20 protein-coding genes are annotated in these 26,449 nt (G+C 66.3%); 16 read left to right on the top strand and 4 right to left on the bottom strand.

Features of this window, described 5'->3' with window-relative positions:
• Nucleotides 1-166: 166 nt before the first annotated feature.
• Nucleotides 167-1,297: an alpha/beta fold hydrolase gene (locus AC6CHL_RS13825; protein WP_498294851.1), complete on the top strand. Its 1,131-nt coding sequence runs from the start codon at nt 167-169 to the stop codon at nt 1,295-1,297.
• Nucleotides 1,298-1,374: 77 nt separating this feature from the next.
• On the opposite strand, the gene AC6CHL_RS13820 is transcribed toward AC6CHL_RS13825, so the two are convergent.
• Entirely contained in the window at nt 1,375-2,778 is a 1,404-nt protein-coding gene (locus AC6CHL_RS13820; RefSeq protein WP_447591737.1) for a DEAD/DEAH box helicase, read from the bottom strand.
• 758 nt (nt 2,779-3,536) lie between these two features.
• Between AC6CHL_RS13820 and AC6CHL_RS13815 the strand changes: the two genes are divergently transcribed.
• Both AC6CHL_RS13815 and maiA read left to right on the top strand, forming a co-directional pair.
• On the top strand, nt 3,537-4,526 hold the full coding sequence (locus AC6CHL_RS13815) for a fumarylacetoacetate hydrolase family protein (RefSeq protein WP_137191130.1): 990 nt from the start codon (nt 3,537-3,539) through the stop codon (nt 4,524-4,526).
• A 29-nt stretch (nt 4,527-4,555) separates the two neighbouring features.
• Complete coding sequence (gene maiA / locus AC6CHL_RS13810) at nt 4,556-5,200, top strand: maleylacetoacetate isomerase (protein WP_498295043.1); 645 nt, start codon at nt 4,556-4,558, stop codon at nt 5,198-5,200.
• A 46-nt stretch (nt 5,201-5,246) separates the two neighbouring features.
• Here maiA and AC6CHL_RS13805 read toward each other — a convergent pair whose 3' ends face one another.
• Nucleotides 5,247-6,380 (bottom strand): PilT/PilU family type 4a pilus ATPase, encoded by a 1,134-nt coding sequence (locus AC6CHL_RS13805; protein WP_038690656.1) that lies wholly within the window; start codon nt 6,378-6,380, stop codon nt 5,247-5,249.
• Between the two features lie 154 nt (nt 6,381-6,534).
• Between AC6CHL_RS13805 and AC6CHL_RS13800 the strand changes: the two genes are divergently transcribed.
• The 13 genes from AC6CHL_RS13800 (at nt 6,535) to AC6CHL_RS13740 (ending at nt 23,369) form a co-directional block, all read left to right on the top strand.
• Entirely contained in the window at nt 6,535-6,876 is a 342-nt protein-coding gene (locus tag AC6CHL_RS13800) for a DUF4398 domain-containing protein (RefSeq protein ID WP_051598900.1), read from the top strand.
• Entirely contained in the window at nt 6,876-7,787 is a 912-nt protein-coding gene (locus tag AC6CHL_RS13795) for a coiled-coil domain-containing protein (protein WP_448132956.1), read from the top strand. The genes AC6CHL_RS13800 and AC6CHL_RS13795 overlap by 1 nt, the downstream gene beginning before the upstream one ends.
• Before the next feature lie 392 nt (nt 7,788-8,179).
• Nucleotides 8,180-8,398 (top strand): HP1242/YdcH family protein, encoded by a 219-nt coding sequence (locus tag AC6CHL_RS13790; RefSeq protein WP_038690653.1) that lies wholly within the window; start codon nt 8,180-8,182, stop codon nt 8,396-8,398.
• Nucleotides 8,399-8,599: 201 nt separating this feature from the next.
• A complete protein-coding gene (locus AC6CHL_RS13785; RefSeq protein ID WP_038690651.1) occupies nt 8,600-9,970 on the top strand; it encodes a pyridoxal-phosphate dependent enzyme in 1,371 nt (456 codons plus the stop codon).
• Nucleotides 9,971-10,100: 130 nt separating this feature from the next.
• Nucleotides 10,101-11,282 (top strand): cystathionine gamma-synthase, encoded by a 1,182-nt coding sequence (locus AC6CHL_RS13780; protein ID WP_498294847.1) that lies wholly within the window; start codon nt 10,101-10,103, stop codon nt 11,280-11,282.
• A 37-nt stretch (nt 11,283-11,319) separates the two neighbouring features.
• On the top strand, nt 11,320-12,690 hold the full coding sequence (locus AC6CHL_RS13775) for a glycosyltransferase (RefSeq protein WP_498294845.1): 1,371 nt from the start codon (nt 11,320-11,322) through the stop codon (nt 12,688-12,690).
• The gene (locus AC6CHL_RS13770; protein ID WP_354285168.1) at nt 12,687-13,481 is read left to right on the top strand and encodes an ABC transporter permease; all 795 of its coding nucleotides are present in this window, start codon (nt 12,687-12,689) and stop codon (nt 13,479-13,481) included. The genes AC6CHL_RS13775 and AC6CHL_RS13770 overlap by 4 nt, the downstream gene beginning before the upstream one ends.
• A complete protein-coding gene (locus AC6CHL_RS13765) occupies nt 13,478-14,743 on the top strand; it encodes an ABC transporter ATP-binding protein (protein WP_478070183.1) in 1,266 nt (421 codons plus the stop codon). Before AC6CHL_RS13770 ends, AC6CHL_RS13765 begins: the two co-directional genes overlap by 4 nt.
• Nucleotides 14,740-16,215, top strand: coding sequence for an FkbM family methyltransferase (locus tag AC6CHL_RS13760; protein ID WP_498294843.1), 1,476 nt, complete (start codon nt 14,740-14,742; stop codon nt 16,213-16,215). Before AC6CHL_RS13765 ends, AC6CHL_RS13760 begins: the two co-directional genes overlap by 4 nt.
• A complete protein-coding gene (locus AC6CHL_RS13755) occupies nt 16,216-19,095 on the top strand; it encodes a glycosyltransferase (protein ID WP_498294841.1) in 2,880 nt (959 codons plus the stop codon).
• A 287-nt stretch (nt 19,096-19,382) separates the two neighbouring features.
• Nucleotides 19,383-20,417: a GDP-mannose 4,6-dehydratase gene (gmd, locus tag AC6CHL_RS13750; RefSeq protein WP_159495660.1), complete on the top strand. Its 1,035-nt coding sequence runs from the start codon at nt 19,383-19,385 to the stop codon at nt 20,415-20,417.
• Entirely contained in the window at nt 20,401-21,306 is a 906-nt protein-coding gene (locus AC6CHL_RS13745; RefSeq protein ID WP_463600320.1) for an NAD-dependent epimerase/dehydratase family protein, read from the top strand. The genes gmd and AC6CHL_RS13745 overlap by 17 nt, the downstream gene beginning before the upstream one ends.
• Nucleotides 21,303-23,369, top strand: coding sequence for a hypothetical protein (locus AC6CHL_RS13740; RefSeq protein WP_498294839.1), 2,067 nt, complete (start codon nt 21,303-21,305; stop codon nt 23,367-23,369). Before AC6CHL_RS13745 ends, AC6CHL_RS13740 begins: the two co-directional genes overlap by 4 nt.
• Before the next feature lie 45 nt (nt 23,370-23,414).
• On the opposite strand, the gene AC6CHL_RS13735 is transcribed toward AC6CHL_RS13740, so the two are convergent.
• Nucleotides 23,415-25,469, bottom strand: coding sequence for a hypothetical protein (locus AC6CHL_RS13735; RefSeq protein ID WP_498294837.1), 2,055 nt, complete (start codon nt 25,467-25,469; stop codon nt 23,415-23,417).
• Between the two features lie 197 nt (nt 25,470-25,666).
• Nucleotides 25,667-26,290 (bottom strand): class I SAM-dependent methyltransferase, encoded by a 624-nt coding sequence (locus tag AC6CHL_RS13730; protein ID WP_159495664.1) that lies wholly within the window; start codon nt 26,288-26,290, stop codon nt 25,667-25,669.
• Between the last annotated feature and the right edge of the window lie 159 nt (nt 26,291-26,449).

Raw genomic sequence — 26,449 nt, 5'->3', positions numbered from 1 at the left:
CGGTCGGCTCTACGCTGCACCCATCCGCTCGAGCCGGCCATCGCAATGCCCGAACGGAGAGCAGCCGACCAACGGTCGGTTCTACGTCATCCTCCGGGGCAGAGTGGTGGGTGCTCAGGGTGCATGGCACACTCGGCACCCAATGCACCTTCGTTCGAGCGCGTTGATGAATGCCTTGGTTTCCTGTCTTCTGGTTGTCGTCGTGGCCGCCGTGGCCGTCGTATCCGTGCCGGCGTCAGCCAGCCCTGCGTCCAGCACCTTCGGTCGTGGCGACGCGGTCCGGATCGTGGCCGACATGCGCCGCGTGGTGGCCGACAACGGCGTGGAGCGGCTTGAGAAAGTCCGCATCGGCGGCATCGACCAATGGGTCTCCATCCGCGGCAACGACCGGCGCAACCCGGTCCTGCTGATGCTGCACGGCGGACCGGGCTGGGTCGCCATGCCCACCAGCTGGTACTTCCAGCGTGGGTGGGAGGAGTACTTCACGGTGGTGCAGTGGGACCAGCGCGGGGCAGGCAAGACCTACGGTGCCAACGACCCCAAGGTCATCGCGCCGACCATGACCCGCCAGCGCATGGTGGCCGACGCCGAGGAGATGGTGGCCTGGCTGCGCACCGAATTCGGCAAGGACAGGATCTTCGTTCTCGGGCATTCCTGGGGCAGCTATCTGGGCCTGGAACTGGCGCAGCGGCGGCCCGAGTGGCTGCACGCCTACATTGGCATCGGGCAGATCACCAATGGGCCGGAAAGCGAGCGGCGTGGCTGGGCCTGGACGCTGGAACGGGCGCGTCGGGACGGCAATGCTGAGGCCGAGGCCGAGCTGTTGGCATTGGCGCCGTATGCATCGGGCCACGCGCCGGTGGCGCTTGCGGATCTGTTCAAGCAGCGCAAGTGGCTCAACTACTACGGTGGCATGGTCCACAACCGCAAGGGCGGTGATGCCGAGGCCGCTGCGATCACACTGTCACCCGAATACACCGATGCGGACGTCGCCGGTGTGTGGAAAGCCAACGATTTTTCGACGCAGTACCTGCTGTCGGACGTGCTGACCGTCGACATGGGGGCGGTGCGCCAGCTGCGCACGCCGGTGTTCCTGTTGCTGGGCCGGCATGACCACAATGTGTCCTCGGCGCTGGGCGCGACGTGGTTCCAGGCTCTGCAGGCACCGCGCAAGGAACTGGTCTGGTTCGAGCAGTCCGCGCACGAGGTGATGATCGAGGAGCCGGGCAAGACATTGCTCACGCTGGTGCGCGACGTGCGACCGATCGCCGAGCGTGCCGGCGACGTTCCGCCGTGATCGCCGCTACCCACGCCTGAACGAAAAAGGCGACGCAGATGCGTCGCCTTTTTCTGTTTCACCGGTCCGCGAACGGATCAGCTGGCGCGAGCGCCACCGCCGCCCTGGCCGCGGCCACCACCGCCGCCATTGCCACCGCCACGGCGCTGGCCCTGCGGCTGGCCGCCACGCGGGGCGCCGCGACCGGCACCATCACGCTGGCCGCCACCGGTCTTCTTCGGACCGGCATGGGCGTGGCGCGGGGCCTCGGCATGCGGACGACGCGCGTGCTTGCGCGGCGAGCGATCGCCACCCGGCAGTTCGGCCTTGCCCGGCGCGCTGTTGCCCCAGCGGATCGGGGTCTGCGGCTCGAAGCCCGGCACGTCGCGGATGTCCATGTCCTTGTCGAGCAGGCGCACGATCTGGCGCAGCAGCTTGGCTTCGTCCTGGGCCACCAGCGAGATCGCCTGGCCGGTCGAGCCGTTACGGCCGGTACGGCCGATGCGATGCACGTAATCCTCGGCCACCATCGGCAGGTCATAGTTGATGACCTTCGGCAGCTCGTTGATGTCGATACCGCGCGCGGCGATGTCGGTGGCCACCAGCACGGTCACGCGACCGGCCTTGAAGTCGCCCAGCGCACGCAGGCGCTGGCCCTGGCTCTTGTTGCCGTGGATCGCCGCGGTCTTGATGCCCGACTTGTCCAGGAACATGGCCAGCTTGTCGCAGCCGTGCTTGGTACGGCCGAACACCAGGGTCTGCTCACGGCTGTCCTGGGCCAGCAGGTGCAGCAGCAGCTCGCGCTTGCGCGGGCCATCGACCGGGTGCACGCGGTGGCTGATGTTCTCGGCAACGGTGTTCTTCGGCGTGACCTGGATCTGCTCCGGGTTGCGCATGAACTCCAGGGCCAGCTGCTTGATGCTTTCTTCGAAGGTCGCCGAGAACAGCAGGGTCTGGCGGTTCTGGCGCGGCAGCTTGGCGAGGATCTTCTTGATCGACGGCAGGAAGCCCATGTCGAGCATGCGGTCGGCTTCGTCCAGCACCAGGATTTCGATGCCGGAGAGGTCGACGCTGCGACGCTCGATGTGATCGATCAGGCGGCCCGGGCAGGCGACCAGCAGGTCCACGCCACGGCGCAGCACGTCGAACTGGTTGCCCATGCCGACGCCGCCGTAGATGCAGGCGCTCGGAATGCGCAGGTACTTGCTGTAGCCGCGCAGGCTGTCATGCACCTGGGTGGCCAGCTCGCGGGTCGGGGTCAGCACCAGTGCACGGGGACGGCGCGGGCCATCGACGGCCTGCGGGTTGGTGCCCAGGTGCTGCAGCAGCGGCAGGCCGAACGCGGCGGTTTTGCCGGTACCGGTCTGTGCGCCGGCCAGCAGGTCGCGGCCTTCCAGGGCGAGCGGGATGGCCTGCTCCTGGATCGGAGTGGGGGTTTCGTAGCCCTGCTCGGCCAACGCGCGCAGCAGGAACGGGGCAAGGCCCAAGGATTCAAAAGACATCGGGTGGAAGCTCCAAAGACAAAGTAACGCCAGGCCGAATGGCCGGACGCGAGGCAGATCAAGGTGATCGGCTGACTCGGAGCGTTCCCGTAAACCGCGCTGCGAGAATTGGGTGCAGCCGGCGCGGTGCGCAGACTGGAATGCATGACGAATGGCGTCGGAGTGGGGGCGGGCGACGGATCGATGATCCATATCGCCGGCGATCCCGAAGGGAAACGGACGGCCGCTGCAGACCCGCATAGTCTAGCGGATGTTTGAGATCCATACCAAATTGGCCTGTTCAGGTTGGGAGGGGGGGCGGCCTGCGCCCGGGGCTGCAACGGCCACAGCAACGGCCACAGCCACAGCAACGGCAACGGCGCGGGTGTGCGGGGGGAGGCGGGGTGGGTCCGGTTGCAGGGGACGCTGCAAGTACGTCCCTGTAAGCTCGGTCGCGCCATCCATGGCGCTCACGCCCCTGCAACCGGACCCACCCCGCCTCCTCCTGACATGGCGTGGGCGTTGCGTTTGGGGCCGAGGCAGAAGCAGACGCAAAGGCATAGGTAAAGGGATGGGGATGGGGATAGGGATAGGGATAGGGATAGGGATAGGTATAGGGATAGGGATAGAGAGATTCGCGGGGAGAGGCGGGTGGGCGGAGGATGTTGGTTGGGTGGGCGCGTGACGTGCGGTAGGGTGGGATGTCGCGTTGCAGCTTGGTGGTGCGACAATTTTGGTTACACTCGAAACCTATTTTTCGCGATCCCGGATACCCACCCATGAAGCTTGGTTCTTTGAAGGAAGGCGGCCGTGACGGCACCCTGATCGTGGTCTCGCGCGACCTGCGCCACGGCGCGCGCGCCACCGGCATCGCCGCCACCCTGCAGCAGGCGCTGGAAGACTGGAGCCACCTGGCGCCGCGCCTGAACGCCTTGTACGAGTCGCTCAACGACGGCAGCGCCGACGGCGTCTTCGACATTGACCTGCAGGCGCTGGCCGCGCCGCTGCCGCGGTCCTACGAGTTCGTGGACGGCAGCGCCTACCTGCCGCACGTCGAGCGCGTCCGCCGCGCCCGCGGTGCCGAGGTGCCGGAGAGCTTCTATACCGACCCGCTGATGTACCAGGCCACCAGCGCCGGCTTCCATGGCCCGCGTGATGCGGTGAAGGTGGTCAGCGAGGAATACGGCATCGACCTGGAAGCGGAGATCGTGGTGATCACCGACGACGTGCCGATGGCCGTCACCGCCGAACAGGCCGCCGGCCATATCCAGCTGGTGGGCCTGGTCAACGATGTGTCGCTGCGCAACCTGATCCCGGGCGAGCTGGCCAAGGGCTTCGGCTTCCTGCAGTCCAAGCCGCGCTCGGCGCTGTCGCCGGTGTTCGTCACCCCCGACGAGCTGGGCGACGCCTGGCAGGACAGCAAGGTGCACCTGCCGCTGCTGACCCACATCAATGGCGCCTGGTTCGGCGCCCCGGAAGCGGGCGTGGACATGCAGTTCAACTTTGCCCAGCTGGTCGCGCACGCCGCCAAGACCCGCCCGCTGGGCGCCGGTGCGATCGTCGGCTCGGGCACCATCGCCAACGAGGACACCAGCAAGGGCGCCTCCTGCTTTGCCGAGCTGCGCACGGTGGAAACCCTGCGCGATGGCAAGCCGAGCACGCCGTTCATGTCCTTCGGCGACGTGGTCCGCATCGAGATGCTGGACGCGGCCGGTGACAGCATCTTCGGTGCCATCGAACAGCGCATCGAACAGGCCGCCAAGCCCTGAACGCCACCGCCGCCACCGACGAGAGTGCGATCGAGCTGTTCAGCTACTGGCGGTCCAGCGCGGCCTACCGCGTGCGGATCGGGCTGAACCTCAAGCAGCTGGCGCACCGGATCACGCCCGTGCACCTGGTCCGCGATGGCGGCCAGCAGCACAGCGAGGCCTATGCGGCGCTGAACCCGCAGGAGCTGGTGCCCACGCTGCGCCATGACGGGCAGGTGCTGCACCAGTCGATGGCGATCCTGGAATACCTGGACGAGGTGTTCCCGCTGCCGGCGCTGCTGCCTGACGATGCGCCCGGGCGGGCGCGGGTGCGCGCGCTGGCGCAGCTGGTGGCCTGCGACATCCACCCGCTCAACAACCTGCGGGTGATGCAGTTCTTCAGCGATACCTGGAGCGTGCCGCAGCCCGAGCGCGACGACTGGACCCGGCACTGGATGCGGGTGGGGTTCGAGGCGATGGAGCGGCTGCTGGTCGAATCGGTGGACACCGGCCGGTTCTGCCACGGCGACAGCCCGACCCTGGCCGACTGCTGCCTGGTGCCGCAGCTCTACAACGCGCGCCGCTTCAACCTGGACCTGGCCGCGTACCCGACCCTGGTCCGGATCGACGTGGCCTGCCTGGCGCTGCCGGCCTTCGACACGGCCCGCCCGGAAAACCAGATCGACGCGGGGTGAACCGGTAGGCATCGACCGTTGGTCGATGCGCCGTATCACCCGCGCATCAGAACCCGTGGGTGATCGCTGCCGGGGCGCTGTTGGCCGAGAAATCCGCGTACGGATCGTGCTCGCCGCTGCCGCCTTCGGACAGGCGGAACTTCAGCGCCAGGCCATCGCGCGAGTCGGCCGCGCGCAGCGCTTCCTCCTGCTCGATGATGCCGTTCTTGGCCATCCGGAACAGGCACTGGTCGAAGCTCTCCATGCCCTCTTCCAGCGATGCTTCCATTGCGGCCTTGATCTCGTGCACTTGGCCGCGGCGCAGCAGGTCGCGGATCATCGGGGTGTTGATCAACACCTCGGTGGCCGGCAGGCGGCGCCCGTCCTTGCCCTTCACCAGGCGCTGGGACACCACCGCGCGCAGGTTCAGCGACAGGTTCATCAGCACGTTGCGGTGCGCGCTTTCCGGGAAGAAGTTGAGGATGCGCTCGATGGTCTGGTCGGCGTTGTTGGAGTGCAGCGTGGCCAGGCACAGGTGCCCGGTCTCGGCGAAGGCGATGGCCGCCTCCATCGTTTCGGCATCCAGGATCTCGCCGATCAGGATCACGTCCGGCGCTTCACGCATCGCGTTCTTCAGTGCGTTGTGGAAGGCGTGCGTATCCAGCCCCACCTCGCGCTGGTTGACGATGGACATCTTGTGCTTGTGCAGGTACTCGATCGGGTCCTCGATGGTGAGGATGTGACCGGTGGTGGTGCTGTTGCGGTGGTCGATCATCGACGCCAGCGAGGTGGACTTGCCCGAACCGGTCGAGCCCACCACCAGCACCAGCCCGCGCGGGGTCATGATGACGTCCTTGAGCACCTGCGGCAGGTTGAGCTCTTCGATGCTGGGAATCTTGCTGCGGATCGCACGGATCACCATGCCGACCTCGCCGCGCTGCTTGAACACGTTGACGCGGAAACGCCCGGCCTCGGCCAGGGCGATGGCCATGTTCAGCTCCAGCTCGCGCTCGAACTCGGGCACCTGGCCTTCGTCCATCAGCGAGTAGGCGATTTTCTTGACCATGCCCGGGGGCAAGCCGGTGTTCCCCAACGGGTACAGCTTGCCCTCGATCTTGATGTAGACCGGGGCGCCGGTGGTCAAGAACATGTCCGACGCGTTCTTTTCGGTCATCAGCTTCAGGAAATAGCCGATATCCATGCGAAATGTTTCCCCAACAATCGGCCGCGTGCCATTGCAAGCACGCCGCAGGCTTCCGACAATGGCCGCGCTCCTACTTCTGGCGACGGCACCCCCAATGAATAGCTTCGCACAAATACGACGTATCCCGTCGGTGGTCATGATTGTTTGCGTGATGGCGTGCACATTCGCGCTGGCAGGCGCCGCCCAGGCCCAGGACGGCGCCCTGGAACTGATGCAGGCCCGGCAGGCGGTGGACAAGGCCACCCAGGCCGATGCCGACCAGTACGCCCCGGATCTGATCGCCGTGGCCCGCCAAGGCCTGGAACAGGCCCAGCGCGCCGCCGGCGACCGCCGCGAGCGCAAGAACGCCCCGGCCCTGGCCGTGCGCGCCACCGTGGATGCCGACCTGGCCCGCGCCCGCAGCGAAGAAGCCACCGCCACCGCCCAGCTGCAGCTGCGTCGCAATGAAGTGACCCAGCTGCAACGCCAGCTCGCCACCGGGGAGAACCGTTGATGACCGTCGCGCCGAAGAAGTCCCGCACGCTGCGCGCGTCCACCCTGGTGCTGGCCGCCGGCCTGGCCCTGCCGCTGCTGGCCCAGGCCGCCGAAGACCCGGCCGTGGCCCAGCTGACCCAGCGCCTGATGGCCATGCAGGCCAATCCCGACGCCTCGCAGCTGGCCGCCTTCGAACGCCTGCAGGCCCAGCAGGCCGTGGCCGACCTGGCCAAGGCCAAGCGCCGCGACCTGGACCAGGCCCGTTACCTGGCCGAACGCCGGGTCGAGATCGCCGAAACCAGCGTGCGCGCCGCACTGGCCCAGCGCGAGGTGGACCAGCTGGAACGTACCCGCAGCGAACTGCTGATCGAAGCCAGCCGCCGCGACGCCCAGCGCGCCCGGCAGGAAACCGAACGCCTGCGCGTGCAGGCGCAGATCCAGGCCGAGGAAACCGAGCGCCTGCGTCAGTCGGCCGAGCAGGAGGCCCTGGCCCGCCAGGACGCCGAAACGGCGCTGACCAGCGTGGCCGGCAAGCAGACCGCCCGCCTGAGCGCGGCCCAGCAGAGCGCGGCCAAGCTGGCCCGTGAGGAAGCCGAACTGGTCTCGGGCAACACGCTGCCGGGGTCGAAGTTCGACAGCCGCGGCGAAGTGTTCACCTTCAATGGCGATGCCTTCGCGGCCGGCAAGGGCAGTCTGTCCGGCGGCGCCAAGGGGCAGGCCAAGGCACTGGCCGAGTACCTGAACATCGGCAAGAAGGGCCGGGTCCGGATCGAGGCCTATGACGCTGCGGCCGGGGTGGGCGACCAGCGCGCCCAGGCCCTGCGTGACGCCCTGGTGGCCGCCGGCGTCAGCGCCAGCCGCCTGCAGGTGGCGGGCAAGAAGGCCGCGGCCACCAAGGCGCGTTCGGCCGAGGTCATCATCGCCCCCTGAGCCGGGTCTGCGGGTCACCGCAGGTCGCCGGCAACGGTCGGTCATGACCGTTGGTCATGACGCAACCCGCTGTTTTTGTTTAATTTTCGTTGAAGTGCGCGTTCAGCCTGAACCCCGGCTGGAGCGCATCGAAAATTTCAGATGAAACGCTTGAAGACCCCTTCGGGCAGGCGTAGGGTCAGTTGTCCGGGGCGCCTTCCGCGACCCGGACGATTGGAGGGCCGGGCCGATGAACCGAGGGCACGAACCACAGCAGTCTGCAGTCCGGGCAGTCCCGGTTGCGCATGCGGGTTCGGCCGCGGTCATCGCCAGGTGCTCCACCCAAAAGCAACGCCCCGTGCCGTCAGGCCGGGGCGTTCTTGTTTCTGCCGTACAGCGATAGGAGGTTCATCATGTTTGAAGGTCAGCCCCAGAGCGAGATCGACGCACGCCGCAAGCGTGATCCGGAATTCAAGGCACTTTACGAACGGCACCAGAAGTTGAACAAAAAGTGCATGGATGCCCAACTCGGTGTACTGCCGATAGACGATCTCACCTTGGGCCAGATGAAGCGTGAGAAGCTGCTGGCCAAGCAGAAGCTGGAACGGATGTACGACTCCCCCATGCATTGATGTAAGGTTTTGACCCAACGCCGCGGGCGGCGTCCGTCACCTCGTCGACGGGCGCCGTTCGCGTCGCTCCGCTGTCGCGGCCGGCATCACCCCGCCGCCTACAGCCCGGCATCGGCCTTTGATCGCCACAACCTGACTTTCCGCGTCAACCGTCGGATAATCACCGGTCCGGCCGCATTGCGGCGCGAACGATGTGATCCGATGGCAATCCACTCCTCCGTACTCGACCTCATTGGGCACACCCCGATCGTCAAGGCCCAGCGCCTGGACACCGGTGTCTGCGAGCTCTACCTGAAGCTGGAGAGCGCCAATCCCGGAGGATCGATCAAGGACCGCATCGGCCTGTCGATGATCGAGGCCGCTGAAAAGCGCGGCGAGCTCACCCCGGGCGCGACCCTGGTCGAGGGCACCGCCGGCAACACCGGCCTGGGCCTGGCCCTGGTAGCCCAGCAGAAGGGCTACAAGCTGATCCTGGTCGTGCCCGACAAGATGAGCCGCGAGAAGATCTTCAACCTGAAGGCGATGGGCGCCGAAGTGCGCCTGACCCGTTCGGACGTGGCCAAGGGCCACCCGGAGTACTACCAGGACATGGCCAAGCGCGTGGCCGAGGAAACCCCCGGCGCGTACTTCATCAACCAGTTCGGCAACCCGGACAACCCGGCCGCCCATGAGTTCGGCACCGGCCCGGAGATCCTGGAACAGATGGACGGCGACCTGGACGCGATCGTGTTCGGCTGCGGCAGCTCGGGCACCATGACCGGCCTGTCCCGCGCCTTCGCCAGCGCCTCGCCGAAGACCGAGCTGGTCCTGGCCGACCCGGTCGGCTCGATCCTGGCCGAGTACATCAACGACGGCGTGCTCAACGACAAGTCGGGCAGCTGGCTGGTGGAAGGCATCGGCGAAGACTTCCTGCCCTCCATTGCCGATTTCAGCCGCGTCACCAAGGCCTATGCCATCACCGATGCGGAAAGCTTCCACACCGCGCGCGAGCTGCTGGGCAAGGAAGGCATCCTCGGCGGTTCCTCCACCGGCACCCTGCTGGCGGCGGCGCTGAAGTACTGCAAGGAGCAGACCACCCCGAAGAAGGTGCTGGTGCTGGTCTGCGACACCGGCAACAAATACCTGTCCAAGATGTACAACGACTACTGGATGCTGGACAACGGCTTCCTGGAGCGCCCGCAGAGCGGCGACCTGCGCGACCTGATCCTGCGCCCGTATGGCCAGCGCGACACCGTCGTGATCGGCCCGAACGACCTGCTCACCACCGCCTACCAGCGCATGAAGCTGTACGACGTGTCGCAGCTGCCGGTGATGGACGGCGACCAGCTGGTCGGCATCGTCGACGAAAGCGACGTCCTGCTGCACGTGTATGGCGATGAAGCCCGCTTCCGCGACCCGGTGGCCACGGCCATGGTCAGCAAGCTGGACCGGCTGGATGTGAAGTCCCCGATCGAGGCGCTGCTGCCGGTGTTCGACCGTGGCCAGGTGGCCATCGTCATGGACGGCGGCACCTTCCTGGGCCTGATCACCCGCATCGACCTGCTCAACTACCTGCGCCGCCGCGTTCAGTAAACGTCTGGCCCCGGCCGCCGCTGCTCTGAATCTGCGTTTATCCGCGTCAACGGCCGATTAAGCCGCCGCTGATAGACTTCCGCTCCTTTTGCGGGAGCCCCCACCGGGGCTCTCCTTGCTGGGAAACAACATGTCCGACCACGCTTCCTCCGGGCACGGCAACCGTGCGCTTGCCCTGGCTACCCTGGCCATCCACGGCGGACAGTCGCCGGATCCGAGCACCGGCGCAGTGATGCCGCCGATCTACGCGACCTCCACCTACGCCCAGTCCAGCCCCGGTGAACACCAGGGCTTCGAGTACTCGCGTACCCACAACCCGACCCGCTTCGCCTACGAGCGCTGCGTGGCCTCCCTGGAAGGCGGCAGCCGCGGCTTCGCGTTCGCCTCGGGCATGGCCGCCAGCTCCACCGTGATGGAGCTGCTGGACGCCGGCAGCCACGTGGTGGCGATGGATGACATCTACGGCGGCACCTTCCGCCTGTTCGAGCGCGTGCGGAAGCGCACCGCCAACCTGCAGTTCAGCTTCGTCGACCTGACCGACCTGGCCGCGTTCGAAGCCTCGATCACCCCGCAGACCAGGATGGTGTGGATCGAAACCCCGACCAACCCGATGCTGAAGATCGTGGACATCGCCGCGGTGAGTGCCATCGCCAAGCGCCATGGCCTGGTCGTGGTGGTGGACAACACCTTCGCCTCGCCGATGCTGCAGCGCCCGCTGGAACTGGGCGCGGACCTGGTTCTGCACTCGGCCACCAAGTACCTCAACGGGCACTCGGACATGGTCGGCGGCATGGTGGTGGTGGGCGACAACGCCGAGCTGGCCGAACAGATGGCCTTCCTGCAGAACTCCATCGGGGGCGTGCAGGGGCCGTTCGACAGCTTCCTGGCCCTGCGCGGCCTGAAGACGTTGCCGCTGCGCATGAAGGCCCATTGCGCCAACGCGCTGGCCCTGGCCCAGTGGCTGGAAACCCACCCGGCGGTGGAAAAGGTGATCTACCCCGGCCTGGCCTCGCACCCGCAGCATGAACTGGCCACGCGCCAGATGAACGGCTACGGCGGCATTGTCTCGATCGTCCTCAAGGGCGGTTTCGAGGCGGCCAAGCGCTTCTGCGAGAAGACCGAGCTGTTCACCCTGGCCGAGTCGCTCGGCGGCGTGGAAAGCCTGGTCAACCACCCGGCGGTGATGACCCATGCCTCGATCCCGGTGGAACGCCGCGCCCAGCTGGGCATCAGCGATGCGCTGGTACGGCTGAGCGTGGGCGTGGAAGAGCTGGGGGATCTGCAGGTGGATCTGGAAGGTGCGCTTTCGTGAGCACGCCGCGCCCCTGGCCTGCCTCCGGATCGCCGTGATGGCGGCACCTGTGCCGACAGGCAGTCGCTGGTTGCGGCTGTCGGCATGGCTGCGCAGCCAGGGTCTGGTGCGGGCCTTGTATCGCCCGCTGCCGCGGGCGTGGCGCGAAAAGGTGTCCTCGGCGATGGCCGGCAGCGTGGTGGAGCAATTGCGCTTCGTCCGCACGCCGGCCTGGTCGCAGCCCATCCAGCGGCCGGCCGCGCCGACGGTTCGTCCATCGGAACCCGGTGCGCCCGGGTTGAACGTGTTCGGCCATTTTTCGGGCGAGTTCGGTCTGGCCGAAGTGGCGCGTGCGTATGCGCGCGCCCTGGCAGGCAACGGCGTGCCCGTCGCACTGGTGGACATCGGTGCCCCGGGCAACGGCGCCGATCCACACCTGGCCCGCTACCACGACGCGTCTGCCCCGCACGCCGTCAACCTGGTCTGTACCAATCCGGATGATTTTTCCGAGGTGCTCGACCGCATCGGTCCCGCGCGCCTGCAGGGCAAGCCACTGCTGGCCAGCTGGTTCTGGGAGCTGGAGGCGATTCCCGAGGCATGGCAGCCGGATATCGCGCGTGTGGATGGCATCGTCGTGGCGACGCAGTTCATCCAGGATGCCTTTGCCCGCGCGTGCAGTACGCCGTTGTTCCACGTACCGGTACCGATGCACGCAGCGGTGGATAGCGGCCTGCAACGCAGCGATTTTGGACTGGAAGAGGCGCCTTTCCTGTTCCTGTACAGTTTCGACTTCAATTCGTGGATGCAGCGCAAGAATCCCGGTGCGGTGATTGCGGCCTTCCGCGCGGCGTTTCCGCCCGCCGATCGTTCGGTGCGCCTGCTGCTCAAGACCAGCCACGGGCACCGCCATCCGGAGCACCTGCAGACGCTGCTGTCCCTTGCCGGCGCCGACGACCGCGTGCAGGTGCGTGACGACCTGATCGCCCCTGCGCATGTGGCCGCGCTGCAGCGGTGCTGCGACGCCTTTGTGTCCCTGCATCGCAGCGAAGGACTGGGGCTGGGGATGGCCGAATGCATGGCCATCGGCAAGCCGGTGATCGCCACGGCGTGGTCGGGCAACCTGGACTTCATGACGGCGCATAACAGCCTGCTGGTTGATGCGCAGCTGGTGCCGGTGCAGCCTGGCGACTACCCGGGTGATCCCCGTGCGCGCTGGGCCGACGCCGATATCGACCAGGCCGCCCTTGCCATGCGCCGCGTGCGCGGTGAGCCGGCCCTGGCCGGGGCGCTGGGCGCGCAGGCACGTACGGATATCCATCAGACCTTGTCATCGGCTGCGTGCGCATCGGGCCTGCGCAGCGCCATCACCCACCTGCTTGAACGCACTTCCTTGCCGGGCGACCGGCATTCCCAACAAAGGGTGTCATGAAAGAACTTCTACGTGCGGTGTGGGCTTACCGCCACTTCATCCTCTCATCGATCAAGAACGACCTGCGGTCGCGCTTCATCCGAAGCAAACTGGGCGGGTTGTGGATGATCATCCATCCACTGGCCCAGGTGCTTATTTTTGCGCTGATCCTGTCCGAAGTGCTGGCTGCCAAGCTGCCCGGCATCGACAACAAGTATGCGTACGCGATCTTCCTGATGGCCGGGCAGCTGTGCTGGACGCTGTTCTCTGAAACGCTGCAGAAGTGCACCAATCTATTCATCGATAATGGCAACCTGATGAAGAAGATGGCGTTCCCGCGGCTGTGCCTGCCGTTGATCGCGGCGGGCCAGATGCTGGTCACCAACGTGCTGCTGATGGTGGCCATCTTCGGGGTGTTCGCCGCGTTGGGCCATCTGCCGGACGCGCAGGCCCTGTGGCTGCCGCCGCTGATGCTGCTGACGCTGCTGCTGTCCATGTCGGTGGGCATCCTGCTTGGCTCGCTCAATGTGTTCATGCGCGACATCGGGCAGGTGGTGCCGGTGGTCCTGCAGGCGCTGTTCTGGCTCACCCCGGTGGTCTACAGCATCAACATCCTGCCGGAGCGTGTGCAGCAGTTCTTCAAGCTCAATCCGTTGTACCCGCTGGTGGCCAGCTATCAGAACGTGCTTGTGTTCGGCAAGCCGCCAATGCTGCGCGAGCTGGCGGTGCTGACCGTCTTTACCCTGGCCGCTGCGTTGGTGGCGATGATCGTGTTCCGGCGGGCCTCGCCTGAAATGGTGGATGCACTATGAGCGGCGAACTGACACTTTCCGGCGTTGGCAAGTCCTACCGGACCTGGGGCAGCGAATGGAAGCGGGTGGCCTCCTGGTTTGGCATTCCCGCCCGTCCCACCGATGAGCACTGGGTGCTCCAGGACATCGACCTGCACGTCGGGCCGGGCGAGGCCATTGGCCTCATCGGTCAGAACGGCGCAGGAAAGAGCACCCTGCTCAAGATCGTGACCGGCACCGTGCGGCCCACCGTCGGCCAGGTGGGCCGGCGCGGGCGCATTGCCGCTATTCTTGAACTGGGCATGGGCTTCAACCCCGAGCTGACCGGTCGCCAGAACGCCACCCATGCCGCTGGCCTGATGGGCTACGAGATGAGCCAGGTGCTGGAGGCGATGCCGGCGATCGAAGCGTTTGCCGAGATCGGCGACTACTTCGACCAGCCCGTCCGCACCTACTCCAGCGGCATGCAGATGCGCGTGGCCTTCAGCGTGGCCACCGCCTTCAAGCCGGACATCCTCATCGTCGACGAAGCGTTGTCGGTGGGCGACTCCTATTTCCAGCACAAGAGCTTCGACCGCATCCGGGCCTTCCGCGAGCAGGGCACGTCGATCCTGTTCGTCTCCCACGGCATGTCCGAAGTGAAGACGCTGTGCGATCGCGTGATCCTGCTCGACGCCGGCCGCGTGCTCAAGGATGGGTCGCCCGACGAAGTGGTGGACTACTACAACGCGCTGGTGGCGAAGAAGGAAAATGCCTCGCTCAACATCGAGCAGCATCGCGAAGCGGATGGCTGGATGCTGACGCGCAGTGGTACGCGCGAAGTGACCTGCAATTCACTGGCACTGCTGGATGCGCAGGGCAACCCGATCCAGGTCGCCACGGTGGGGCAGAAGGTGGAGCTTCGCCTGGTTGCCGGCGTGCACGCGCCGGTGGACCGGCTGGTGCTGGGCTACATGGTCCGCGACAAGTATGGGCACGTGGTCTGGGGCACCAATACCTGGCATACCAAACAGGTGGAGCATGGGCTGGTTGCCGGCGAGACGGTGGTGTTTTCGCTTCCGTTCACCTGCACGCTCGGCCCGGGTTCCTATTCGGTCTCGCCGGCGCTGGTGAGCGGGGACAACCATCTTGAGAACAATTACGAATGGGTCGACAACCTGCTGGTTTTCGACGTGGTGAATGTGGATCGGGACGTGTTCATTGGTACGACCTGGCTTGATGGCGATTTCGTCATCGAACGGGGTACCGCCCAGCATGTGCCTGCGAAGGGGGGCATCGCATGAAGGACGGCATCATTTCCTATGCGCAGAATTTCGAGGATGTGATCCTCTGGCGCGCACTGGGTCACGTGCCGGCAGGCAACTACGTGGACGTCGGTGCGCAGAGCGCCTACGAGGACTCGGTCAGCCGCGCCTTCCATGAGCAGGGCTGGAAGGGCGTGCACGTGGAGCCCATGCCGTTCTATGCGGACCAGCTTCGCAAGGAGCGGCCGGGTGACGTGGTGATGCAGGTGATGGTCGGTGCCGAAGAAGGGATCGGTGCCCTGTTTGCGATGTCCGGCACCGGCTTGAGCACCTCGCGCGAAGACCTTGCCGAGGGCTACGAGCGCGACGGCCGGGACGTCACCCGCGTCGTGGTGCCGGTGGTCACGCTCGATCAGGTCCTGGCGATCGTCGAAGGCGATGTCCACTGGTTGAAGATCGACGTCGAAGGTGCCGAAAAGCAGGTCCTGGAGGGCTGGCATGGCCCCTTGCGCCCGTGGGTGCTGGTGATCGAAAGCACGCGCCCCATGAGCCAGGAACAGAACTACGAGGAGTGGGACGCGCTGGTGGTCGAGAAGGGCTACCTGTTCGTGTATTTCGACGGCCTCAACCGCTTCTACGTCAGTGACGCCCACCCGGAGCTGGCCGATGCCTTCCACGTCGGGCCGAACGTATTCGACCGCTTCCAACTGGCCGGCACCGCCACATCCACCTTCGCCGCCAAGTTGAACCTCGATGCCGCCGTCGCCCACGGCGAAGCGGCACGCAGGGGAGAAGACCTGGCGCGGATATCCGCCGAGCTGGCGCAGACCAAGGACGTGTTGTCGAGCACCCAACAGGCCAATACGGAGTTCGAGCTGCGCATGCTGCAGCAGCGGCTGGACGCCAGCGAGCGGCAGAAGGCGCTGCTGGCAGACCAGGCATGGGCCATGAGCCATGCGGGTCGCCTGCAGGAAGAGTTGATGCAGACCAAGGCCGCCGCGGCCGAGGCAGTGGCGGCGGCCATCGCACAGGTCTCCGACGAGCGCGACCTCGCGCTGTCCCAGGTGGCCAAGCTGCATGGCGATCTCACGATCATCCATAACAGCACCTCGTGGATCGTCACGGCGCCCCTGCGGGTGTTGTCGCGCGTGCTGCGCGCCGTCGCCAAGGCGCCGGTCAGCCTGGCGCGGCACGGGGTGCAGGCGTTCAAGCCGGCAGTGAAGCGGGTCGTCTTCGGCGTCCTTCGCCGTGCGTCGCGCTCGCCGAGGCTCCGGCGTACGGCGGGCAACGTCCTGGCGTCGATGCCGGCGCTGGATGCGCGCCTTCGCGCCTGGCATGGTGCCGCCCTGGGCAGACCGACGGTGATTCACCCGGGCCCGCAGGCGATCACGGCGGTGGATTCAACGGCCCTCCGGCAACTGCTCGCTGAGCCGTTGCCGGCGGATGTTTCGGCCCAGGCAAGGCAGCGTTTGCTGCGCCTGCGCCATGCAGTGGTAGGAGCGAAGGCCTAAGTGCGCATCGTAATCGACCTTCAGGGCGCGCAGTCCGGCAGCCGCTTCCGTGGTATCGGCCGCTATTCGTTGTCGCTGGCGCTGGCCATGGTGCGCAATGCGGGCAGCCATGAGATCCATGTCGTGCTCAATGGCCGCTTCGAGGACAGCATCGAGCCCATCATCAAGGCGTTCGGTGACACGCTTCCGGCGGACCGCTTCCACATCTGGCTGCCTGTGCGCACGGCCGGACTGGTCGGTGACGATGGGGTGGATGATCGCCTGCGTGAAGCCTTCCTGCAGGCGTTGAAGCCGGACATCGTGCATGTGTCCAGTCTGTTTGAAGGGCTGGGCGAGCCTGCCATCACCAGCATCGGCGTTGGCAGTACCCCGATGCGCACCGCGGTGACCCTGTTCGATCTGATTCCGCTGATCTACCGCAAGCGTTACCTGGACAACCCGGTGATGGCGCGCTGGTATCACGGCAAGATCGCGCAGATGCGGCGGGCCGACCTGCTGCTGGGTATCTCCGCCTCGGCCGCGCAGGAGGCAGTGGACCATCTCGGCTTCGATGCCGACGGCGTGGTCAATATTTCTTCCGCCATCGACGAGGGCTTCCAGCGCCTGGGTGCCGATGCCCTGGACGAGGCGGCTGTCCGGGGCAGGTACGCGCTGACGCGTCCCTTTGTGATGTACACCGGCGGCATCGACCATCGCAAGAACATTGAAGGGCTGATCCGCGCCTATGCGAAGTTGCCCAAGAACGTGCGATCGGCGCATCAGCTGGCCATCGTGTGCTCCGTGCACGAAGAGCCGCGACGCCTGCTGACCGCCCTCATGCGCGACTGTGGATTGCGCGAGGACGAAGTGGTGCTCACCGGATTCGTGCCGGAAGAGGACCTGGTGGCGCTGTACAACATCGCGCGGCTGTTCGTGTTCCCGTCCTGGCATGAAGGATTCGGCCTGCCCGCGCTGGAGGCGATGCAGTGTGGTGCGCCGGTGATCGGTGCGGCCACGTCCAGCCTGCCGGAGGTCATCGGCCTGGAAGAGGCCCTGTTCGACCCCTATGACGATCTGGCCATCATGCAGAAGATGGCGCAGGGCCTGACCGACGAGGCCTTCCGCGCGCGGCTGCTTGCGCACGCGCCGGTGCAGGCGCTGAAGTTCTCCTGGGATGCCAGCGCCATCAAGGCCATCGCCGCCATGGAGGCATGCTGTGAGCGTCCGCTGGCGGCCCCGCGGCCACGCCTGGCCTACGTTTCGCCGATGCCGCCGGAGCGCAGCGGGATCGCCGACTACAGTGCCGAGCTGGTTCCCGAGCTGGCGCGCTTCTATGAGATCGATGTGATCCTCACCCAGGCCGGCATCGACGACCATGCCGTGGAGGGCACGGCGCGGGTGCGTGATCTGGCGTGGTTCCAGGCGCACGGCGCCGGCTACGACCGGGTGATCTACCATTTCGGCAACTCGATGTATCACGCCCACATGGTGGAAATGCTGGAGCGGGTGCCGGGCGTGGTGGTGTTGCACGATTTCTTCCTCAGTGGCCTGTTCGCCTACCGCGAACTGGCCATGGGGATGCGTGGCACGTGGAACGAGGCGTTGTACCGCTCGCATGGTTACGTGCCCATGCAGGCCAAGGCCGACCGCCAGCACGAACAGCTCATGCAGGACTATCCGTGCAATTTCACGGTGCTGTCTGCTGCGCAGGGCGTGGTTGTCCATTCCGCCGTTTCGCAGCGCATGGCCCAGCAGTACTACCCGTGCGGCGATACGGCGTCGTGGCGTGAGGTTCCCCTCATGCGTGCGCCGGCGTTCCTCGGTACGGCCGAGCGCCGTGCTGCACGCGCAGCGCTGGGCCTGCCTGAGAACGCCTTCGTGGTCTGCAGCTTCGGCTTCATGGCGCCATCCAAGCAGAACGCACGCCTTGTCGACGCGTGGCTGGCGTCACCGTTGGCCAAGGACGAGCGGTGCCACCTGGTCTTCGTCGGCCAGGCCGATCCGAACGACTACGGCCATGCGCTCGAGCGCAGCATCCAGTCCAGTCCGGCAGGCAAGCGTATCCACATCACCGGGTTCGCCGAGCGGGACGATTTCCGCCGCTACCTGATGGCCGGCGACGTTGCCGTGCAGCTGCGGACCTTCTCGCGCGGCGAGACGTCGGCTGCGGTCCTGGACGCGATGAACCATGGGCTGGCCACGGTGGTGAATGCCAACGGCGCCATGGCCGACCTGCCGGACCATGTCGTCATCAAGTTGCCCGATGCGTTCGACGATGCGTCGCTGCAGGATGCACTGGTCACGCTCTACCGCGATGACGCGTTGCGCGCGCGCCTGTCCGCCGACGCCCGGACGTTCATGCTCGACGTCCACGGGCCGCGTCGATGCGCAGAGGCGTACCACCAGGCCATCGAAGCGTTCCATGCCGCTGCCGAGGCGTCACCGCAGGCGTTGGTTACCTCGCTCGGTCGTTACCTGGCCCACGGCGGCGGGATGGTGGATGAAGCCGCGCTTGGCCAGTCCATGGCCTGGAGTTTCCCGGCGGCGTCGACCTGTCCCCAGGCATTGGTGGATATCGATGCGCTCAGCGCGGCCGGCAACGAGAGCGCGCTGGAGCGACTGCGCGTGCTGCTGCTGGCGCCGCCGCCGGGCTGGCGGATCGAGCCGGTGACCTGCCGCGGTGACGGCGTCTACCGCTATGCGCGCAAGGCAACGCTGGCGTTGCTGGGCTGTCCTGACGACATGCTGGCCGATGAACCCGTGGACGCAGCACCGGGTGACCTGCTGCTCGGCGTGCCCGACGCGCAGGCGGTGGACAGCGTGGCGCGCCGGAATCTGCGCTGGGCCGGCGTGCAGGAGGCGAACTGGGATGACTGGGCACCGAGGATGCACGCTGGATAACGTGCTCGACTACCGTATCGCGACGGCAACCGGGCCGGCGCTGCTACAGCGGACACTGGCAGGGCGGGCCGGTGCTGCAGGCTGTGATGGGCGTGTCGCGGGTAATGTGAAGACCCGTGGCAGAATATCCCGCTTCAGCCTACTGCCAGGCTCGCTGGGGGTCCGGGCGCGCGGCTTCGCTGCGCAGCCACCCGGCGCGTAGAGAACGTCGCTCCCGTTTGCTGCCGGATCTGCAGCAGGGACCGACCTGCCAAAACCGTATCAATCATTGAAGAAGAAAACACATCATGAAGAAGGCAATCATCACGGGTATCACGGGTCAGGACGGTGCTTACCTGACCGAACTGCTGCTTGAGAAGGGCTACGAGGTCCATGGCACGTACCGTCGCACCAGCTCGGTGAACTTCTGGCGCCTGGACGAAGTGGGTGTGCTCAACCACCCGAACCTGCATCTGGTCGAGTACGACCTCACCGACCTGGGCACTACCATCTCGATGGTGCAGAAGATCCAGCCGGACGAGATCTACAACCTGGCCGCGCAGAGCTTCGTGGGCGTGAGCTTCGAACAGCCCACCACCACCGCACAGATCACCGGCGTGGGCGCGCTCCACCTGCTGGAAGCGATCCGCCTGATCAATCCGAAGATCCGCTTCTACCAGGCGTCGACCTCGGAAATGTTCGGCAAGGTGCAGGCCATCCCGCAGATCGAAGAGACGCCGTTCTACCCGCGCAGCCCGTATGGCGTGGCCAAGCTCTACGCGCACTGGATCACGGTGAACTACCGCGAAAGCTACGACATCTTCGGTTCCAGCGGCATCCTGTTCAACCACGAAAGCCCACTGCGCGGCCGTGAGTTCGTGACCCGCAAGATCACCGACTCGGTGGCCAAGATCAAGCTCGGCCAGCTGGACTGCCTGGAGCTGGGCAACCTGGATGCCAAGCGCGACTGGGGCTTTGCCAAGGAATACGTGGAAGGCATGTGGCGCATGCTGCAGGTCGACCAGCCCGATACCTTCGTGCTGGCAACCAACCGCACCGAGACCGTGCGCGACTTCGTGCAGATGGCCTTCAAGGGCGCGGGCATCGACGTCGAGTTCCGTGGCAAGGACCAGGACGAAACCGCGGTCGATACGGCCACCGGAAAGACGGTGATGCGCATCAATGCGAAGTTCCACCGCCCGGCCGAAGTCGACCTGCTGATCGGCAACCCGGAGAAGGCCGCGCGCGTGCTGGGCTGGAAGCCGACGACCACCCTGGAACAGCTGTGCCAGATGATGGTTGAGGCGGACCTGAAGAGGAACGAACGTGGTTTCTCCTTCTGAGATCCCCGGTAAGCGTGTCCTGATCACAGGGGCGTCCGGCTTCACCGGACGCTACGTGATCGAGCGGCTGCAGGCCGATGGGTACGAGGTGGTGACCCTGGGGTCGCACGCGGGCCCGTCGGGCACCGCGTCGGTGGACCTGCTCGATCGCGCAGCGCTGCAGGCCGCCCTTGAGGCGCTGCAGCCGGCCTATGTCATCCACCTGGCGGCGATCTCATTTGTCGCCCATGGGGATGCCGATGAAATCTACCGGGTCAACATCGTAGGCACGCGCAACCTGCTCGAGGCCCTTGCCGGGTTGTCGACGCTGCCGGCGCATGTACTGCTGGCCAGCAGCGCGAACGTGTATGGCAACGTGGGCGGTGTGCTCGGCGAAGACGCGCCGTTGTCGCCGCAGAATGACTATGCCGTCAGCAAGATGGCCATGGAGGCGATGGCGTCGCTGTGGAAGGACCGGTTGCCGATCACCGTGGTCAGGCCGTTCAACTACACCGGGGTAGGGCAGTCCGAACGGTTCCTGATTCCCAAGATCGTGGGGCATTTCAAGCGTCGCGCGCCGGTGATCGAGCTGGGCAACATCGACGTGTCGCGCGATTTCTACGATGTGCGCTGGGTTGCCGAGTTGTACGCGCGGTTGCTCGCCACGCCGGGCGTTGGCGAGGTGTACAACATCTGCTCCGGCGTGGAGTGGTCGCTGCAGCAGGTGATCGACACGCTCAACGCACTCGCCGGCTACACCATCGAGGTGCGGGTGAACCCCGCCTTTGTGCGCGGCAACGAAGTCAAATCGCTGCGCGGCTCCAACGACAAGGTGTTGGCCAAGGTCGGTGAGATGCCCGCGTTCGACTTCGCCTCCACCCTGTCCTGGATGTACGGAAGCACCCCGTGAGCCAATCTCCATTGAACGTTGCCCCCGCCCAACAACGCGGTTGGCCGGACGCCCTCCTGCGGGCTGGGCAGTTCCTGTGCGATGACCGCCGCCGCACCCTGCTGGCGGCCTTCCTGCTGGCGATCAATTTCGTCCTGCTGGTGGTGTTTCTCTTCGTCAGCTACAAGGGCATCTTCCACTCCGATTCGGCGGTCCGCGTACTGCTGGCGCAGGAGATGCACGACACCGGCCGGTTCTTCCCGGCGGGCTGGAACTACGTCAACAAGGATCTGATGATCCTGTTCGCCCAGCTCGGCGTGTGGCCGCTTCAGTTCTTCTACGAAGGCAGTTACACGCTTTATGCGGTGACCGGCGTTGCAGTGGCCGTGCTGATCCTGGGCAGTGTCTGGTGGTTTACCGGGCTGCTCGGGGGCAGTACCTGGCAACGTGTGCTGGCGTTGGCCGTGCTGGCCGGCGGCGTCTCGGCGGGCATCGAGGAAGACATCTTCGGCCAGGCGGCATACGGCATCCTGCTGATGCTCAGCTGCCTGATCACGGTGCTGACCTGGAAGTCGATGACGGCCCTGCCGCAGCGACGTCCGGTGTGGTGGGCGCTGTTGTTCGTCCTGGTTGCCCTGTGCACGTGGAGCAATCCGCAACGCGCCGCGGCCACCTATCTGCTGCCGTTGTACTGCGGCCTGGCCGCCTACCTGTGGGGCGGGGACTGGAAGCCGCGCCTGCGGGCATCTGTGCCGGTGGTGGCTGCCACCGTGCTCGGGTTCGTCATCGGCGCCGGTCTCAGCGTATGGACGCTGACGCAGGTCAACAACAATGCGGGCGTGGGCGCAGCCCATTGGCTCGATTTCAACGCGATGGCCACCAACATCGTGCATACCGCCCACGGCCTGGTGGCCCTGCTGGGCGGCGTGCCGGCCGGTGGCGGCAATGTCATCAGCGCGCCGGGCATCTACGCGGCGCTGCGGCTGCTTGCCGCGGTGATCCTGCTGGTGCTGATGGGGCGCAAGGTCGTTGCGCTGTGCCAAAGTGCCAGCCCGCAGGCACGCTTCGTGGGCGGGACGGTGGCAGGTCTGGCCGCGTGCTTCCTGTTCCTGCACGTCACCACCACCGTGGCCGACATGAACGACCCGGTCAGCGTGGCCCGCTATCTGGCCCCGGCGACCACGCTGGCGCTGCTGCTGGTGATCTGCTCGCCGCTCCAGAGCGCGTCCCGCCTGGGGGCACTGCTCGTGGTGGGACTCAGCCTGCTGTTGGCCACCAACAGCGTGGTCCGTTTCAACCCGGGCTCGATGATCCACCCCGCCTGGCAGAACCCGCAGCGTGATGCGCTGGTGGCCGAGCTGAAGGCCATGGGGCTGAAGTATGGGTATGCGACCTATTGGAATGCCGGTGCGCTCACCGTCCTGAGCGGCGGCGACGTCAAGATCCGGCAGGTCGAGGTGTTCAACGGTCTGCCGGTTCCGATGCGCCACCTTTCGTCAGACCATTGGTACGAGCCGGAAGCCTGGCAGGGCGAGACGTTCCTGCTGCTGACCGACACCGAAGCGGCGTCGATCAACTGGGGCACGCTGACCCACTATGCCGGCCAGCCGATCCGGCAGGCCAGGATCGGTGACAAGCAGGTGTTCGTGTTCAAGCAGAACCTGGCCCTGGATGTTCCCGGCTGGAGTGCGGTGCTGCGCAAGCCGCTGCGGATCAACGCCGGGCCGGACGGGTCGAAAACGGTCGGGCGCTGGGTCGACTCGACCCAGTCGCTGAAGGCCATGCCCGGCGAGTCCGGCTACCTTCAGTTCGGGCCCTACGTGTTGCTTGGCCGCGGACGCTACAGCGTCACGTTCGATGTCGCCGGCCAGGCCGATCCTGCACAGCAGGTGGTGGCGGTCGTGGATGTGGTCGCCGAAGGCGGGGCGCAGGTGATGGGCGTGGCCGAGGTGCGCGGCGACGGCACTGCCCAGCACACCATCGAGTTCACGCTGGACAAGCCCGTGGCCACCCTGGAGATGCGCGTGGTTGCCAACGGCACCGGCGAGGTCACCTACAAGGGCGTGACACTGTCCGCGCGTTGATCGCGCCCCTCGCCGGCGCCCATCGGGGCGCTGGCGCAGGGTGTTTCACCGGGCCGAGAGCGTGAGTCCTCTGTACGCCACCTCGCCGCTGCCCGTTGCCATGACCCGTAGTTCAAGGTCGGTGACCGGCTGATCCAGGCGGAACTGGACCGTATGCGTGGTCTGGCCGTCTGCGCGAACCTCCGCGGACCCCAGAATGCCGGTGCCGCCGGCAACCGATACATCCACAACGGCCACCACCTGTCCCGTCGGCTCGCTGCTGCCGGTGACGTCATAGGTCACCTGATAGGTGCCGCGACGCAGCGGCCGGTACGGGCCGTACTGAAGGAAGCCGGACTCGCCCACCCGTGTTCGCAGCGCGCCTTCCGCATCGACCCAGCGGCCGACCATCTTCGCGCTGTCAGGTGCGGCCGACAGGCGGTACGGCGCGTTCAGTGCATTGCTCCAGTTGGGCAGGTCCCGCGCGATGTTGTGCTTGAAGACGTACAGGTGCAGGTTGCCGACCCGCGATTCTCGGATCGGCGCCCCGGCATGCCGGGTCATGGCACTCCAGTCCATCGCGGCCATGTCGGTGTTATTGAGCAGCAGGAAGGTCTCGCCCTGCCACGCCTCCGGTTCGTACCAGCGATCGGATGACAGATGGCGCATGGGCAGGGGCAGGCCACTGGAAATGATGATCTGGCGGATCCGGATCTCGCTGCCGCTCAGCACGGTCAGCGACCCGGCGTTCCAGTAGTTGGCATAGCCGTAGCGCAGCCCCAGGGTCTTCAGCTCGGCGACCAGCGCGTCGCGTTGCGGATTCTGCCAGCCCGGATTGATCATCGACCCGGGATTGAAGGACACCACACTGCTGGTGGCCAGCAGCAGGCTCATGCCCACCACCACCAGCGACCGCAGCGGCGCGGCGGCATCCAGCGGCGAGCAGACCACCGCCAGCACCCCGAGGACGACCATCGGCGTCAGGTAACGTGCCGCGCTGACCGGGTCGTTGATGTCGGGAATGGTGGTGGTGGCCTGCAGGAACAGGAAGCACAGTGAGAGTCCCGCCAGCAGCCCGCCCACGAAACGCGCGCGATCGCCGGGCCCCGCACACATCACCACGATCCTCCGGCCGATCATCACCAGCAGCACCAGGGCCGCCAGAAGCCTCACCGCGGCATACAGTCCGGCCGCGGTGGTCACGCTGCCACCGCCGACCGGCACGCCGCCCAGCAGGCCCATCAGCGCATGCCCGGTGTGCACCACGTTCGCGGCCATCCCGTCAAAGCTCAGCCAGCGTGCGGCCCCCGCACCGGCGTTGTTGTTGACCCGGGTCAGCGTGAGCGCGCTCAGAACCGCGCCTGCGGCAAAGCCACCCAGGGCCGCCAGGACAACCGGCACGCAGCGCTGCAGGCGTTGCTTCCACTCCCCGCCCCAGGCGTAGGCGGCCAGCCCACAGAACAGCGGCAGCAGATAGGACGCGGCCGACCGCTGCGGATTGCTCCAGGTGATCAGGGTCACCAGCCCGAAGAGCAGGGCGCACCACAGAACGCGCCGCGCCATCGCGGTGCTCATGACCTTCCAGGCCAGCACCGTGACCAGGCAGGTGAACATCACCACCGCACCGTAGGCGGCCTGTCCGAACACATCCTCCGCGACGCCGCCCGAGATGCCGCCGGCCAGCACGGCCACGGCCAGCACCCGCTGCCAGGGTCTGCCGTCCAGCAGCCCGGTGAACCAGCCGGCGCTGGCCAGAATGAGCAGGGCCACCACGCTGCTGGAGATCGCATAGAGCGTGTAGCTGTTGTCGAAGAACAACAGCAGGGGAAAGATGCCCAGCTGGCCGAACAGGACCATCAGGTCCTTGTTGACGTAGTTCCAGCCCGGCGGGAAGAAACGCGCCGTATCGTGCATTTCCTGCGCGAGCAGGTTCTTGACGGCCGAATCGGAGTGGAAGATCCCCTTGTAGCTGACGAACAGGTAGGTGATCAGCAGGACCACATTGATCACCAGCAGCACCGACGCCACTGCGGTGCGCCCGCGCTCACGGGTCAGGAAGCCGGTCACACCGGCGCGCCAGCGCTTTTCCCCGCGCACGTGCGGTACCGCAGTCGAATGCATCGATGCTCTGCTCACAGGTCGATTCCGCAGGAAGAACCACGTTTGGTCTCTACCGGGTCTCACCCAACCCGGGCATCATCTGGCAGTGCTGTTCTTGCTCAGGTTGCTCTGTGTCGCCGCGCTTCCCCGCGCGGCGCTGTTGCACGATGCCGCCGTCAGCCCCCCGTGGCTGACGCGCGCTCAGGCATCGTTCGCCCTCAGGCGCGGCACTCCATTACGCAATGGGTGTAGGGAACGTAGATCATGTCGTGGCGAACGGTGACTTTGACGTCCTGGAATGCCTTCTCCGCCAAGGCGCGGTAGGCGTCCGGCGTGCGGATGTTCTGGCCGCGGTCGCGCAGGATCAGGTTGCGTGCCAGGGACGACTGGTCGTCCACCAGGGTGCCATCCATGGTGACCAGGTGCCCACCGGGCTTGAGCTTGCTGCGCGCCGACTGCATCAACTTCACCACGATGTCGTCGTCCAGGTGGTGCAGGATGCCGACGGCCAGGACCACGTCGGCCAGTTCGTCGCCGTCCTGTGGCTGGTAGTCGGCAATGTCCATGCAGTGGAACGTGGCGCGGTTGCCGAAGCGGCGGTTGGCCGATTCGATGTAAAGCGGGGACAGGTCGAAGCCGTGGTAGCCAGCTCCCTTTGGCAGGTGGGGGACGATCTCGCCGGTCCCGCACCCGATATCCAGGATGGTCGCGTTGGGCCCCGGCCGCGCATGGTCGTTGAGCAGGCGCTTGCGTGCCTTCTGTGCGCCCAGGATGTTCTGCAGCAGGTCGTAGGCCCACGGGGCCGAGAGAATTGCGTGAAGGCCGGTCGTCTTCTGGGCCATGGCTAACCTCTCGAGGTACGGGGTGGCGGGAGGCCGGAATGACCATCCTGACTGCTGATAGTCCTGCACTTGCAGCTGGCCACGCAAGTGCGACTGCGGCATGCCAGACCGATGCACGCCCACCAGATGCAGAAAACCCCGCCGAAGCGGGGTCTTGAG

It is taken from the genome of Stenotrophomonas sp. GQ19 (assembly GCF_059758695.1).
The sequence above is the reverse complement of the archived record's forward strand: the minus strand, read 5'-3'. Positions and strand labels throughout refer to the sequence as shown.